The organism is Pedobacter sp., assembly GCF_045627485.1.
Taxonomy (GTDB): Bacteria; Bacteroidota; Bacteroidia; order Sphingobacteriales; family Sphingobacteriaceae; genus Pedobacter.
In genome coordinates this window covers 40,807-55,818 of record NZ_JAZQNU010000100.1, presented here as the reverse complement: position 1 = coordinate 55,818, position 15,012 = coordinate 40,807, and the positions used below count along the sequence as shown (strand labels likewise).

12 protein-coding genes and 1 pseudogene are annotated in these 15,012 nt (G+C 41.7%); 4 read left to right on the top strand and 9 right to left on the bottom strand.

The features are described 5' to 3' along the window. Both ACR2F3_RS07845 and ACR2F3_RS07840 read left to right on the top strand, forming a co-directional pair. Positions 1 to 441: pseudogene (locus ACR2F3_RS07845) on the top strand (bacillithiol biosynthesis cysteine-adding enzyme BshC); the annotation flags it as partial. A 5-nt stretch (positions 442 to 446) separates the two neighbouring features. Beyond that, a complete protein-coding gene (locus ACR2F3_RS07840; protein ID WP_432709430.1) occupies positions 447 to 1,529 on the top strand; it encodes an Ldh family oxidoreductase in 1,083 nt (360 codons plus the stop codon). Here the strand turns inward: ACR2F3_RS07840 and lepB are convergent. The 5 genes from lepB to ACR2F3_RS07815 all read right to left on the bottom strand — a co-directional run bounded on the left by lepB (position 1,526) and on the right by ACR2F3_RS07815 (position 5,954). Further along, the gene (lepB, locus tag ACR2F3_RS07835; RefSeq protein WP_432709429.1) at positions 1,526 to 2,737 is read right to left on the bottom strand and encodes a signal peptidase I; all 1,212 of its coding nucleotides are present in this window, start codon (positions 2,735 to 2,737) and stop codon (positions 1,526 to 1,528) included. The two genes, ACR2F3_RS07840 and lepB, sit on opposite strands and share 4 nt — an antisense overlap. Before the next feature lie 3 nt (positions 2,738 to 2,740). Continuing rightward, positions 2,741 to 3,487 (bottom strand): 4-hydroxy-tetrahydrodipicolinate reductase, encoded by a 747-nt coding sequence (gene dapB / locus ACR2F3_RS07830; protein ID WP_432709428.1) that lies wholly within the window; start codon positions 3,485 to 3,487, stop codon positions 2,741 to 2,743. Between the two features lie 119 nt (positions 3,488 to 3,606). Beyond that, a complete protein-coding gene (locus ACR2F3_RS07825; protein ID WP_432709427.1) occupies positions 3,607 to 4,200 on the bottom strand; it encodes a DUF5683 domain-containing protein in 594 nt (197 codons plus the stop codon). Between the two features lie 20 nt (positions 4,201 to 4,220). Further along, positions 4,221 to 5,144 carry a ParB/RepB/Spo0J family partition protein gene (locus tag ACR2F3_RS07820; protein WP_432709426.1) on the bottom strand — a complete coding sequence of 308 codons (924 nt, stop codon included), beginning with the start codon at positions 5,142 to 5,144 and terminating at the stop codon, positions 4,221 to 4,223. Between the two features lie 9 nt (positions 5,145 to 5,153). Further along, positions 5,154 to 5,954, bottom strand: a complete 801-nt coding sequence (locus ACR2F3_RS07815) for a ParA family protein (RefSeq protein ID WP_432709425.1) — start codon at positions 5,952 to 5,954, stop codon at positions 5,154 to 5,156. Between the two features lie 182 nt (positions 5,955 to 6,136). On the opposite strand from ACR2F3_RS07815, the gene ACR2F3_RS07810 reads away from it, so the two are divergent. After that, positions 6,137 to 6,658, top strand: coding sequence for an NADPH-dependent FMN reductase (locus tag ACR2F3_RS07810; RefSeq protein ID WP_432709424.1), 522 nt, complete (start codon positions 6,137 to 6,139; stop codon positions 6,656 to 6,658). An 8-nt stretch (positions 6,659 to 6,666) separates the two neighbouring features. Here ACR2F3_RS07810 and ACR2F3_RS07805 read toward each other — a convergent pair whose 3' ends face one another. Next, entirely contained in the window at positions 6,667 to 7,119 is a 453-nt protein-coding gene (locus ACR2F3_RS07805) for a hypothetical protein (protein ID WP_432709423.1), read from the bottom strand. 18 nt (positions 7,120 to 7,137) lie between these two features. Here ACR2F3_RS07805 and ACR2F3_RS07800 point away from each other — a divergent pair, with 18 nt between their 5' ends. Continuing rightward, the gene (locus ACR2F3_RS07800; protein WP_432709422.1) at positions 7,138 to 8,796 is read left to right on the top strand and encodes an ABC transporter substrate-binding protein; all 1,659 of its coding nucleotides are present in this window, start codon (positions 7,138 to 7,140) and stop codon (positions 8,794 to 8,796) included. A gap of 2 nt (positions 8,797 to 8,798) precedes the next feature. Here ACR2F3_RS07800 and ACR2F3_RS07795 read toward each other — a convergent pair whose 3' ends face one another. The 3 genes from ACR2F3_RS07795 to ACR2F3_RS07785 all read right to left on the bottom strand — a co-directional run bounded on the left by ACR2F3_RS07795 (position 8,799) and on the right by ACR2F3_RS07785 (position 14,748). Beyond that, entirely contained in the window at positions 8,799 to 11,213 is a 2,415-nt protein-coding gene (locus tag ACR2F3_RS07795; RefSeq protein ID WP_432709421.1) for a TonB-dependent receptor domain-containing protein, read from the bottom strand. Between the two features lie 231 nt (positions 11,214 to 11,444). After that, a complete protein-coding gene (gene leuS, locus ACR2F3_RS07790) occupies positions 11,445 to 14,252 on the bottom strand; it encodes a leucine--tRNA ligase (protein ID WP_432709420.1) in 2,808 nt (935 codons plus the stop codon). Between the two features lie 67 nt (positions 14,253 to 14,319). Further along, the gene (locus ACR2F3_RS07785) at positions 14,320 to 14,748 is read right to left on the bottom strand and encodes a hypothetical protein (protein WP_432709419.1); all 429 of its coding nucleotides are present in this window, start codon (positions 14,746 to 14,748) and stop codon (positions 14,320 to 14,322) included. Between the last annotated feature and the right edge of the window lie 264 nt (positions 14,749 to 15,012).

Here is a 15,012-nt window from a genome sequence, read left to right as displayed (position 1 = left end):
ACTCCTTGGCTCACAGAACGACATGGCTACGATCCGACTTGTAATATCGATTTAAAGAATGCCTGGATCAAAGCGCACGTGAACGTGGAGCTGTCGCTCGAAGATCAACGTCGTTCCATTACCGCTATTTTTGATCACATTAAGCTAAATGCTTACAAAATAGACAAGACCTTGTCGCAAAGTACCGATGGCGCAAAAACCAAAGCCATTAACCTGATCTACTCTCTGGAGAAAAAAATGCTGCGTGCTGAAAAACGCAAACATGTTACTTCGCTTAACCAGATTGACGGTTTAAAAGCCAGGCTATTCCCAACAGGTGTACTTCAGGAACGGGTGTTGAATATAGCACCTTTATATGTTCTCTATGGTGACGATTTTCTGGCCGCCTTACTGCACAATTTTAAACCTTTAGATTTTAAATTTACTATTCTTTACGCCTAGTTGATATGACTTTCCATACGTTTCCTGAAGAAAAACTACGTTCTTTTACTGAACGTGTATTTTTAACCATGGGCTGCCCTGCAGACCATGCTTCTCTGGCAGCTGATGTTTTGCTGAAGTCGGACCTACGTGGTATTGATTCGCATGGTGTGGCGCGTTTAACGGGTTATGTACGCCTTTGGGAGAAGAAACGCATCAATGCACAACCCGAAATAAAAGTTGTTCATGAAACGGCTACCACAGCTACGGTAGATGGAGATGGCGGTTTAGGTTTAGTGGTAGCCCCTTTTGCCATGAAGCTGGCAATGGAAAAGGCAGCTACTTATGGAAGCGGCTGGGTGGCGGTAAAAAACTCCAACCATTTTGGTATAGCAGGTTATCATGCTTTACTCGCTGTAGAGCAAGATATGATAGGTATTAGCATGACGAATGCCAGTCCGCTGGTTGCCCCTACTTATTCCAGTGAGCGCTTACTGGGTACCAACCCTATGTGTTATGCATTTCCGGCAGGAAAATATCCACCAGTGATTGTTGACATGGCGACATCCGCCGCAGCAAATGGAAAATTGGAGATTGCACAAAGGGCAAATGAAAGTATTCCGGAAGGATGGGTACAGGATAAAAACGGACAATCGTCTACCGATCCCAATGCCTTAAAACACGGCGGTTCTTTATTGCCTTTAGGAAGTGATAAAGACCATGGCAGCCATAAAGGTTATGGTTTAGGTGCTACGGTTGATATTTTATCGGCGGTACTTTCCGGTGCCAATTACGGCCCATGGGTTCCCCCTTTTGTAGCCTTTTTAGATCCACCCACTGATCCGGTTGGCGAAGGCATAGGGCACTTTTTCGGTGCCATGCGTGTGGATGGCTTCCGCCCTGCCGAAGATTTTAAAAACCACCTGGACAACTGGATTGAAAGGTTTAAAAGCTCAGGCACCATTGATCCGGAGAAAAAAGTGGTTATCCCCGGAGAACCGGAACACGCTGCTGAAATTGACCGCAAAAAAAACGGCATCCCTTTGGTGGACGCCGTTGTAAAAGATTTAAATGAACTTGCTATGAAACTTGGTATTGAGGGTTTCTAATGAATCCCTTTCAACAACCTGTTCCACCTGATCTTACTGAAGAAAGAACCATTGTTATCATAGCTCATCCAGATGAACAAGGCTTTACCCACTATGTGGTCTGCCGGAACAAAACCCCAGTAGCGCGAATCCAGTGAGTTATGTCTGTTATCGCCCATCATCCAGTAGTAGTCCATTTTAAAGGTATAATTATCTGTTTTCACCCCGTTAATGATGAAATCATTGCCAACTTTTTCCAAAGTATTCCCTTCATAAACACGGATAGCTCTTTCATATAAAGGAAGTGTCAGACTATCTAACTTAACTGTCCAGCCTTTTTTAGGCACCTTGATTGGGCCGAAATTATCTATATTCCAGGGCCTGTTAGGATCATGTGGAAAAATAGCCAACTCCTCTACACCTGCAGGCACAGTACTTTCTTTTACTGATTGTACAAAGTCTAATTTACGCACTTCGTCCATCATGGCGGCAGTTCCGGTAAACTCATAGGTATTGTCAGATAAGCCGGTAATATCATTCTGCAGGTTGAAACCCATTTGTTCAAACACCTGGAAGTTCACATCGCTGGTTTTAAATGCTACCGCGTATGACATTTGGCCACTAGGCACCAGTTTTTCAGGCACTCCATTTACAGAAACCAAACCGTTCGCCATGCTTACCACATCGCCACCAATGGCGATACAACGTTTAATATAGTTCTCACGTTTATCAACAGGCCTTCCCACAATAGTAAACTGGTTATGTACGGTTTCTCTGCCTAGGTTGCGGATCATGTCGTAGTAATCATGCGCTTGCTGCTCTAAAGCAACCGTATCACCTTCGGGGAAGTTAAATACCACTACATCATTACGTTTTATCTCCTGGAAACCAGGAAGTCTTTTGTATGCCCACTGGATGCCATCGTAATAGGCTTTACCACCTGTAATTGGCATGGTGTGGTGCGCAAATGGAAAAGCCACGGGCGTCATAGGAATACGGGCACCGTAGTTAACTTTACTTACAAAGAGGAAATCGCCTACTTTCAGGGTCCGTTCCATGGATCCGGTAGGGATGGTGTAAGCTTCAATAAAAAATACGCGAATAATAGTGGCAGCGATAACGGCAAAAAGGATGGCGTCAAACCATTCTCTGCTTTTAGATTTCTTTTTCCTTGGAGTAGTATCCTGATGATCCGTATCCTTTTTCTTTTCCCAGAACTTATAGTTCATATGTTATGATTTGTTAAAATTAAAGATATCAGCAATGTTATAAAAACCTTGCTTATGTTGCAGCCATTCTGCAGCAATCACTGCACCCAATGCAAAACCTGCACGGCTGTGAGCGGTATGTTTTAGTTCTATATCATCAACCTCAGAGCTGTAAATAACGGTATGTGTACCCGGAACATGTTCTCTGCGTTGAGATGTAATTAAAAGCTGATCTTCTTTCAGCACTTCCTCAAAAGGTGTTCCTTCAACTTCGTTCACCCATTCCTGTTTCCGGTCAAGGTTTTCGATAATGCCTTCCGCTATGGTCATTGCAGTGCCGCTTGGCGCATCGACTTTCTCAGTATGATGAATCTCTTCCACCTGCACTTCGTAACCAGGGAAATTGTTCATTAACTTCGCCATGACCTCATTAATATGGAAAAATAAATTAACCCCTATACTGAAGTTTGACCCATAAAGCAGGGTATTGTTACGGTCGAGGCAGTCATTTTTAACCTGCTGTAATTCTCCATACCATCCTGTGGTACCCACAACTACCGGTATATTAGCATCGAAACAAGCGTAAATATTGCCAAGGGCAGCATCTGGCGCACTAAAGTCTATAGCTACATCTGCCTTGCGTAAATTAGAGGTTGTGAGATCTGCAAGGTTATCGATGTTGATTTTTAACACTACTTCGTGGCCTCTTTCTAAAGCAAAGCGCTCTATAATCTGACCCATTTTTCCGTAACCCAGTAAAGCTAGTTTCATTCTTATGATATTTAATATTTAAAGGTCATGTCCAGTAACAGCCATGTTATTTATGCAATCTTGCCGGCCATCTGGTCAGTTAATTATTTTGTTGTTGTTGTAATTCCAATGCCCGCAGCTTAGAACCTTAATGTGAGTTTAACACCCGGAGCTGCGCCCGCGTAACCATAAAGGGTTCCGGAGTTCATGTTCAGGCTGGGTGAAAATTTCAAAGAAAGGTCGTCGCCGACGTCAAAATATTTCAAACGGGCATCAACATAAGCCTCGATAATGTTTACTGCATACAATGCACCAAAAGAGAAGATAATGACCCAGCGGTTACGTGCATAGGTGTCCTTTGCCCGGATCAACCCTTCTGTAGGGTAGGGTTCTAGGGGTCCCCCCGGCGTGGGCACACCATTGTTAACCCGGTATTGCAACTCTTCGAGGTACTTGTGGTATTCTTTATTGTTATCGATATAGGATAAGGTTAGCAAAGTAGCACCAGTATAGATGGCTGCTACTTTGGCGATGCGGTAAACCGTTACCCCATTCCCGATCTGGCCAAGGCCTGGAAGGATTGCAGACCGTATTGCTGCGCGACGCCCGGCAACTTTTCCGGGGTTGATGTAAGCAGGCTTCAACGTGTCGATTTTACCTGATGTGCTGTCCTTTTTTATCGGCATAGGTTCTTGTCCTTTTGCCACCAGCGCCGCAAAAAACAAACAAACCATGAAGCTTAAGCATTTAGACATTACCAATCCAACAATTCAAGTATTCTGTTTAAGTCATCGTCGGATACAAAAGGAATCTCGATCGCCCCTTTTCCATTTTGTCCCACTTTCAGCTTCACTTTTGAAGCAAACCTCGATGCCAGGTCTTTTTGTAATTTCTGATATTCCAAAGAGGCTGTTGCCGTAACTTTAGCCGATTTAGGTTTCAATTGCTGGTTATTCAGGTCGCGTACCATTTCCTCTACCTTCCGTACCGAAAGTCCTTTTTCGATAATCTCCTGGTGCAGGAATAACTGCTTATCGGTACCATCAACATTAATTAATGCTCTGGCATGTCCCATGGATATTTTCTGGTCGCGAATGGAAATCTGAATAACTGGTGGCAGTTTTAACAAACGCAGGTAATTGGTTACCGTACTGCGATTTTTCCCTACCCTTTCACCCAATTGCTCTTGTTTAAGGCTGCATTCTTCCATCATTCGCTGGAAGCTGAGTGCCACCTCAATAGCATTGAGGTTTTCGCGTTGGATATTTTCAATTAAGGCCATTTCCAGCATCTGCTGATCGTTGGCACTTCTGATATAGGCTGGGATTTTAGTTAAACCGGCCAATTTAGAAGCCCTTAAACGGCGTTCTCCAGATATTAACTGGTATTGATTTGGCCCGATTTTTCTAACCGTAATGGGCTGGATTAAGCCCTGGGTTTTAATCGACTCTGAAAGTTCGTTTAATGCAACCTGGTCAAATTCTGTCCGCGGCTGATAAGGATTGGTTTCAATTTCACTGATGTTAATATCACCAATACTATTTTCCTGACGCTGATCTATGGTCGTCTGGTGGCTTGGAACGTTCTTCGAACTTTTCGGTTGATGAACGGAGTCGGTGTCATCTAAAAGCGCACTTAAACCTTTACCTAAACCTGTTTTTCGCTGAAAAGATGTCATGGTGTATAATTAAATAGCGGTTTTCAAATGGTCCACCTCGCCTAGCAAGCCATTCTTACGAACAATCTCACGGGCAAGGTTCAGGTAATTGATTGCACCCTTGCAGTTCGCATCGTGCATAATTACCGAGATACCATAGCTAGGTGCTTCACTTAAGCGGGTATTACGTTGTATAATGGTATCGAAAACCAGGTCCTGAAAATGCGTACGTACTTCTTCCACTACCTGATTTGATAGGCGAAGGCGTACATCGTACATGGTTAACAGAATACCTTCTATTTCCAGTTCCGGGTTTAAGCGTGTTTGAACAATTTTAATGGTATTTAAGAGTTTGCCTAAACCCTCCAGGGCAAAGTATTCGCACTGGACAGGAATGATCACAGAATCTGCGGCAGTTAGGGCATTGATTGTAATTAACCCCAGGGAAGGAGAACAGTCGATAATGATAAAATCGTACTGGTCCTTAACTTTTTCCAGTACCGCCTTCATTTTATATTCCCTGTTGTTCAGGTTAATCATTTCGATTTCCGCACCAACCAAATCAATATGTGCAGGGAGGAGGTCTAAATTAGGGGTATCTGTTTTTTGTATCGCTTCTGAAGGCTCTACATCATTAATGATACATTCGTAAATACTGTTCTTTATATTTCGGGGATCGAAGCCAATTCCAGAAGTGGAGTTGGCCTGAGGATCTGCATCAACTAATAAGGTCTTATACTCTAATACAGCTAAACTAGCGGCTAAATTAATTGATGAAGTGGTTTTCCCTACTCCACCTTTTTGATTTGCCAGTGCAATAATTTTACTCATTTATCTTTTTAAAAATTATAAATTATTTGCCTGAGGCTTAATTATTCATGAATTTATTACACCAAAAAATGCTATTTTTGTACAGTTCAGGCACTTTTTAATGAATAGCTAAGATACAAACTTATTGGCATATATGCTGTCAAAGCAATAAGTGTTTTAAACATATTACTAACACTTTTTACATGATAACCATCATATCAGGCACCAACAGACCCCATAGTAATACGCTCAAAATCGCGAAATATTATCAGAAATCTTTATTGAAAAGAGGAATGGACACCCGGTTGTTTAGTTTGGAAGAACTGCCCGACTGCCTGATAAAAACGGACCTTTACGGACAGCGAAGCGAAGCGTTCAAACCGATTCAGGAGATGGTAACCAACACGGAGAAATTCCTTTTTATCATTCCTGAGTACAACGGCAGTTTCCCTGGGGTTTTGAAAACTTTTATCGATGCCTGTGATTTTCCAGCCAGTTTTTACAATAAAAAAGCATGCCTGGTGGGTATCTCCTCAGGAAGATATGGAAACATCCGCGGCCTAGACCATTTTGCCGGGATCTGCAGTTACCTGCATTTAAATGTAATGCCTTTACGCATACACTTATCGACGATTAAACTGGAAATGAATAACAGCAATGACCTCTTTAAAGAGGACACGCTAAAGTTTACCGATGAACAGATGGATAAGTTTATTGCTTTCTAAAACGGTTTCTATACCCCAAAGCTGATCCAGGTTTTCCCCTCATTACCAAAAATGAAATATCCGGGATTTAGTATTTCTGCCAGATCTTCTAAAAGATCTATCTGTGCTGAAGGGTCGTTAGTTACGCTAACGTCGTCAAGCAGATACAAACGGTTATATTCAACTGCAGGCCATTCTTTGTCCAGCATTGCTGGTACCATGCCCATCAGGTTAAACATACTGCTGCCTGGTTCCAGGTAAAGCACCACCCTGGCTAACTTTGGATCAGATTCGATTTGTCCGCCTGCAAGGTCAAGTAATTCGTTTAGCGCCGGGTTAGGCACATTACGTGCATCAAGAACTGCTACCGGCACTTTATCCATAAACTTAATCTTATGCCTTACCAGATCCACACGGTCTTGTAATTGTTCTCTGACCAAATCATCCTCAACATTATTAATAGCGGCATTTAAAAAAGACATATCGATTTATTTATTACTTTGTGCAAAAGTAATATTCCTGAACTGATGCATCGTACTATTAAATATATTTTTTGGAGTCTGCCCTTGATCCTGTTGTTTTCCTGCCAGGATAGAACTGACCATAGCGATAAAAAAGTATTTAACCTGAACATTGACCAGGGGCTCACCTCTTTGGATCCTGCGTTCGCCAGAAATCAGAATGCCATATGGATGATCAATCAGATTTTCAATGGACTGGTTCAAATAGACAGCAACTTAAATACCGTACCGGCCATCGCCAAAACATGGCAGGTTAGTGATGATGGACTTCAGTATACCTTTAACCTGCGCCAGGATGTTTATTTTCACGACGACCCGTTATTTCAAAGTGGGAAAGGCAGGAAAGTGGTGGCGGCCGACTTCGCCTATAGCTTTAACCGCTTAATTGATGCTAAAGTGGGTTCTTCGGGCGGATGGATTTTTAGCGACAAAGTAAAAGATTCGAGCAGTTTTGTGGCCCTTAACGATAGTACATTCCAGATTAACCTGTTAAAACCATTTCCGGCATTTTTAAACTTATTGACGGCCCAATATTGTTCAGTCGTACCCAGAGAGGTAGTGGAACATTATGGAAAGGATTTCCGAAGTCACCCGATAGGTACGGGCCCCTTTAAATTTAAGTACTGGAAAGAAGATGAAATTATGGTGCTGTTGAAAAATGAGCATTATTGGGAGTCAGATGACCAGCAGCGCCTGCCCTACCTCGATGCTGTGAAAGTGACCTTCATTAATGACAAACAAAGTGCATTCATGAATTTTATTAAAAAGGAGCTTGACTTTTTTGATAAAGTAGACGGCAGTTATCGTGATGATATTTTAACAAAAAGCGGCAAAATGACCAGCAAATACAGGGATGCCTTTCAATTGAAGAAAGGAGAATACCTCTGCACGGAGTATTTGGGTATTCTGGTTGACACGAGTAAGACCATAGTTAAAAATTCACCCCTGAAAAACAAACTGGTGCGACAAGCGATCAACTATGCTATAGACAAGAAGAAGCTGATTAAATACCTACGCAACAGCATTGGCACGCCAGCCACTGCTGGTTTTGTGCCTGCTGGAATGCCTGGTTTCGACAGCCTGAAAGTAAAGGGGTATTCGTACCAGCCGGAAAAAGCAGCGGCATTACTCGCAGAAGCCGGTTTCCCTGGAGGTAAAGGCATGCCACAAGTTACCTTAAGTGCCTCCACAACATCAAAGGACATGATTGAATTTATCCAGGGTGAGTTGCAGGCCATTGGCATTAAAGTAAAGGTAGAAGTGAACCCCAGCGCCAGTTTGCGCGACCTGATGTCAAAAAATGAGGTAACTTTCTTCAGGGGATCCTGGATTGCAGATTATCCCGATGCAGAAAATTACCTCAGTGTATTTTATTCTAAAAACCGTGTTCCTTTTGGCCCAAATTACACGGGGTATTATAATGACGAATTTGATCGTTTATTTGAACAAAGTTATTACGAGAATGATTCGGATAAACGTTATGCCCTTTACCAAAAAATGGACAACATGATTCTCGAATACGCTTCTATAGTGCCCGTTTATTATGACCAGTCTGTAGTAATGTTACAAAACAACATCTCTGGTTATTTAATGAACCCCTTAAACTTGATGGTGCTTAAAAGGGTTCAGAAACATTAAGGTTATTGGCCTCCCTGTCCGGCACCGACTCCCATTCCGCCTTGCTCACCTTGCTTTTGGTCATCGTTGTTAATTTTCTTTTTCTTGGTCGGGTTATAATTAATCTTTCCAAAGCTATAGCTGAAGTTAACACCAAAAGAACGAATAGGGTAATAGATATTTGTGCTTTGCAGGAAGGTTGGCGACTGGTTAACTGATTCAATATGCAGGTCTCTGGCGAATACATTAAACACGTTTACACCAACTGTTCCTTTTTTATTCAGGATCTCTTTTTTAACAGCTCCGCCATAAAACTGCATGGCGCCGCTTTTGCCCTGGAAAGTATAACGTGGCCCGTTATGCACCCCGAAGATTTCTGTATTCCAGCCTCCTTTAAAGGAGATGGCCGAACGTAAGAAAGTGCTGTAGTTCAACTTCACACCAGTAGACTCCCCAGATACAGGGCCGGCCACTTCATAAGTGTTTAAGTTAAAATTACCCATTACTGTCCATTTCGGCTTAATGTTATAGGAAGCAAAAGCGTTAGCACCGTATGATTTACGGGTACCTACGTTATAATAAGACGTTAACTTTTGTGTAGGGTCAAAGACACTCTCTATCACATCTTGCGTATTTCTGTAAAATACAGAAGCGTTGATCACCGATCCTTTGATATAAGTAGAATACCCTAATTCTATGTTATCACTTAGTTCCGGACTTAAATTTGGGTTACCCTGCGTGATGTTCTCCGGGTCATTTTGATTCTGGAAAGGGTTTAGGTAAAATAAACTTGGGCGTGACATGCGTTTATTATAGCTTAATTTAAGTGTTGAGGCACCTTTTAAAGTTTGAGACAGGATCATACTTGGAAACAGGTTAAAGTAGTCATTATCAAAGTTAAGTTCCGTACCTGATTGTCCGCCGATTTTAGTGTATTCAGCACGTAAACCACCTTTTACTGTAGTTTTCTTAGCCAGTTTAAAACTGATGACACCATACACAGCACCTACATTCTGGTCGTAATCAAAATCCTGATCTGAATCCTGGTACTTACTTTGGATATTTCTGAAAATACCTTTCATACCCGTTTCCAATACCGTTACTTTCGAGAATGGGTAAGTATAATCAGCTTGTACAGTGTATTCGTTGTTTTTACCCGTATTGTCGCCGTTAATTCTATTGGTAAAACCATTAGCATACTGATCAACGGTATTAAATTCATTAACATTTTGTCCAAATGAAGCCTGGCCCATTAAAGCAAACTCTTCCCCTTCTTTTTTGGATGTCCTTCTGTAATCAGCACTCCAGTCTACATTTTTGAAAACCATTGCATTATCAGTGAACCTGGAAAAATTTGCAACATCTGCAGCAGGGTTGATATTAAGAACATCGAGAGAACCTTCAGAACCATTCTCAAAGCGGTTGAACTTCACGTTTGTGGATAAACTGTTATAGTTATTGATATCATAGTCTAAACCTGCACTTCCATTATAACCCCAGCGATTGGCTTTGGTAGTCCCTTGTTGTAAGACACCCCTATTTGTTACGTAATTCTGGTTAAGAATCTCCACACGGGTATCCTGTGGGATTGCATACTGGGTTCCGATATTGCTGGTAAATCCTAAACGGCCTTTTTTGGCGTTCAAACTTACGTTACCATTGTTTTGGCGTGTACCAACGGAGGTATTCACGGAACCACTCACCCCTTGGGCTGTTTTTTTCTTGGTAATGATGTTAATGATACCACCGGTACCCTCAGCATCATATTTCGCCGAGGGACTGGTGATCACTTCTACAGTTTTAATTTCTTCAGCAGGAATCATTTTTAAGGCATCAGCCACACTATTGGCCATGGTACCTGATGGTTTACCATTGATGAGCACTCTTACCGCAGAACCTCTTAAGGTTACATTCCCCTCAATATCTACAGATAACAATGGAACCTTTCTCATCACATCACCTGCTGTACCGCCAGCAAGGGTAACATCCTGGTCTGCATTATACACCATTCTGTCGATCTTATTTTCTACCATTGCCTTTTGGCCACTGATTTCCACTTCTTTTAAGTTACTTGCAGTTGGTGCTAAAATAATCGTCCCGATGTTGTTATCTGGTCGCTCAGGCGTGGTTTTCACCATCACTGATTTGGTTTTATAACCCATGAAACCAATAGATAATTTGTATTCATCGGGTGCAACATTTTGCATCACGATTTTACCTTTGTCGTCTGTTAAACCGCCGTTAACGGATTTGTTATCTTTCACTTTTATCAGCGACACGGTGGCGTAATCAACCGGCTTTTGTGTTAGCGAGTCGATAATCACCGCTGTGATCCTTCCCGTAACAGTCACTCTTGCGGCACCGCCGCCCATCGGGAATTGTGCCTTCGCACTACTCACCATACCTAAAACTATAAACAATAGTAAAATTCTTTTCATAAAAAATTATGTCGTTTCCTCTTAGTGCAAATTGACGACAAATTGTTACAGCTTGCTCCAAAAACAATATTAATGTTACATTAATATTATCTTCTGAGAAATGAGAAGATTAATAAAAAAGGCCTATAAGTTATTGAGGATTAACACAATAACAACCGATGATGTTAAAAACAAAAAAGCCTGTGCCGTTTCAACGACACAGGCTTTCTATTTAGCAGTAAAGAATAGATGTTAAACCACCAGGTTTACAATTCTACCCTTCACAACAATCACCTTTTTAGGTGTTTTACCGTCCAGGTATTTTTGCACTTGTTCATTTGCTAAAACAGCGGCTTCAATTTCAGCAACATCCAACGAAGCGCTTAAACTAAGGTTTAACCTGGTCTTTCCATTTACTGAAATAGGGTAATTAAACTCATCTTCCAACAAGTATTCCGGATTATACTCCGGGTATGGCGTATGCGACAGGCTTCCAGCTTCATGACCTAACAAGCTCCATAATTCTTCACAAATATGTGGTGCATACGGAGACAAAACAAGGGTTAAATCAGATAAGATTTTTTTGTTGTTACATTTAAGGTCTGTTAATTCATTCACGGCAATCATGAAAGCCGATACTGAAGTATTGAACGAGAAACGTTCAATGTCGTCCTGTACCTTTTTGATGATTTTATGTAAAGCTTTAAATTCTGCTTTGCTCGGCTCCTGGTCGGTAACGGTAAATACCCATTGCTCATTATGGAACAAACGCCAGAACTTGCGCAGGAATTTAAATACACCTTCGATTCCATTGGTGTTCCAAGGTTTACTTTGTTCAAGCGGACCTAAGAACATTTCATACATGCGGAGCGTATCGGCACCATAATTTTCAATGAGCACATCAGGGTTAACGACATTGAACTTAGATTTTGACATCTTTTCAACTTCTACACCACAAATGTATTTGCCATTTTCGAGTATAAACTCTGCATCCTGAAATTCCGGCCTGAACTGCTTAAACTTAGGGATATTTAACACTTCGTTTTCAACTATGTTAACATCCACGTGTAACGCTGTGGTTTTATATTGATTTTTTAATCCAGCAGAAACCAAGGTATTTGTACCCCTGCCCTCTTCATCGACCACCCGGTACACAAAATTACTGCGCCCCTGGATCATGCCCTGGTTAATTAATTTTTTGAAAGGCTCCTCTTCTATTACATACCCAAGATCCTTGAGAAACTTGTTCCAAAAGCGACTATACAATAAGTGTCCGGTGGCATGTTCTGCGCCACCAATGTATAAATCTACATCTTTCCAATATCCTATTGCCTCATTTGAAGCGAATTCATGTTTGTTATGTGCATCCATATAACGGTACCAATACCAACTGGAACCTGCCCAGCCCGGCATGGTACTTAACTCGTACTCATATTCTTTATGATACTTCCAGTTTTCAGCCCTGCCCAATGGTGGCTCACCTGATTCTGTTGGCAGGTACTTATCTATTTCAGGAAGTACCAAAGGCAATTCTTCTTCCTTAATTAGATATGGAAGTCCGTGTTTAAAATATACCGGAATTGGCTCTCCCCAATAACGCTGGCGGCCAAAAATAGCATCACGCATGCGGTAGTTGACTTTGGCTTTACCAACTTGTTTTTCTTCCAGCCATGCATTAAGTGTTTCCGTTGCTTCTTTGTAGCCCATGCCATTAATGAATCCGGAATTGACATATACGCCTTCTTTGGTTGGATCGGCCTGAACGTCTAAATGTTGTTGTGAGTCCAAGATTTGTACAATCGGCAAACCAAAGTACGTGGCGAATGCCCAGTCACGCTGGTCGCCACTTGGCACACCCATTACAGCGCCCGTACCATACCCAGCTAGTACATAATCGGCAATCCATAAAGGTATACGTTCGCCACTTACCGGGTTAATCACATAACTACCGGTAAACACGCCCGATACAGTTTTAGTATCCGCCATGCGGTCTAACTCTGATTTTTTACGGGTCTGGGCGATATATTGCAGCACCTGATCTTGCTGAGCAGGTGTGGTTAAGGAAGCTACCAGCTCGTGCTCTGGCGCCAACACCAGGTAAGACACGCCAAAAATGGTGTCTACACGTGTGGTAAACACTTCGATATAACTTGCAGGTAATGCTGCTGTTAGCGCTGTTTGTTCAATTTCAAATCTTACACTGGCACCAACACTTTTACCAATCCAGTTCCGTTGCATTTCTTTTACTGGTTCTGGCCAGTCGATGGTATCTAAGCCCTGCAATAAACGTTCGGCATAAGCTGAAATGCGCATGCTCCACTGCATCATTTTCTTTTGCTCAACCGGATGGCCACCGCGCTCTGAAAAACCGCCAATCACTTCGTCATTGGCCAATACTGTTCCTAAAGCCGGGCACCAGTTTACCGTACTTTCCCTTAGGTAAGTAAGTCGATATTTCAGTAATTCAATTTGTCTATCTTCAAAGGACATGGTTGCCCAGTCGCTTGGAAGTATTGATCTTACATCTTCATCACAAACGGCTTTTATACCCGCAGAGCCCTCAGCGTTAAACTTTTCTATTAAGGTGGTAATATCTTCGGCCATATCCGTTTCCAGGTTATACCAGGAATTGAACAACTGCATGAAAATCCATTGCGTCCATTTATAGTAACCAGGATCGCTGGTACGCACTTCGCGACTCCAATCGAAAGAAAACCCGATCTGGTCCAGCTGTCTGCGATAAGTGCTGATATTTACTTCGGTAGTAATAGCGGGGTGCAACCCGGTTTGAATAGCATACTGTTCTGCCGGCAAACCAAAAGAATCGTATCCCATTGGGTGTAATACATTAAACCCTTTTAACCTTTTATACCTTGAAAAAATATCTGATGCAATATAACCCAGCGGATGGCCTACATGTAAACCTGCCCCCGATGGGTAAGGGAACATATCTAATATATAAAATTTAGGTTTTTCGGTATTGGTTTCTGCTTGAAACGTTTTATGCTCCGCCCAGAAATTCTGCCACTTTTTTTCTATGTCTTTAAATTGGTAATCCATTTCAGCTGTGCTTATATAATGCGAAAATAACGAAATTAATTACCTTTTAGCAATCTTCCGGTGCAAGCTACCTGACCAGGTAATATGTTTCAGTAACTTTAGGATTGGAATTATCCACTGTTCCGGTAAAAATGAAGGACTTCTCGGTGAGGCTCTCGGTGTTACAGAATAGCAGTTTATTGGAAAGGCTAATGTTAAAAGTTCCACCCATTAATACGACATAATTCCCTGCCACACGGTTTCCCTGACCAAGATTCATCTCGAGCTCATCATTTTCATTGTTTTTAAAATCAATGTAATCTGTAGGTTGGAAGGGTATGGAGGCTGAAGACACTACTGAAGTTCCACTGGCATCGTAAACACGGGTTTCTATTCTTTCTACCTGCCAACGGCCTGTCATATCGGATTGATATTCGTCGGAAGTTTCTTTTTCACAGGCAGAGAATAGTGTTATCAAGCACAGAAATGCACTCATTCTAAATAGATTAGATTTCATAGTAGTTGGTTTAGATGTTTCTTTTTATTAAAATTTAACGACAAACTTCTAAACTTATTACAGAAGCTCTTTCAAATTGTATACAACTAATAACCGTGTACACATTAACGGTATGGCCATTATTAAAGACAATGCTTAGAATTTTTGTACTTCTACAGTTAACTCAACTTTCTGTCGGTGATGAAATTTTGTATAAAATGCATCATACTTGCAGCAGGCCATATTTTACTTATCTTTCTAAACTATTTCTTTGAAACAATCGTT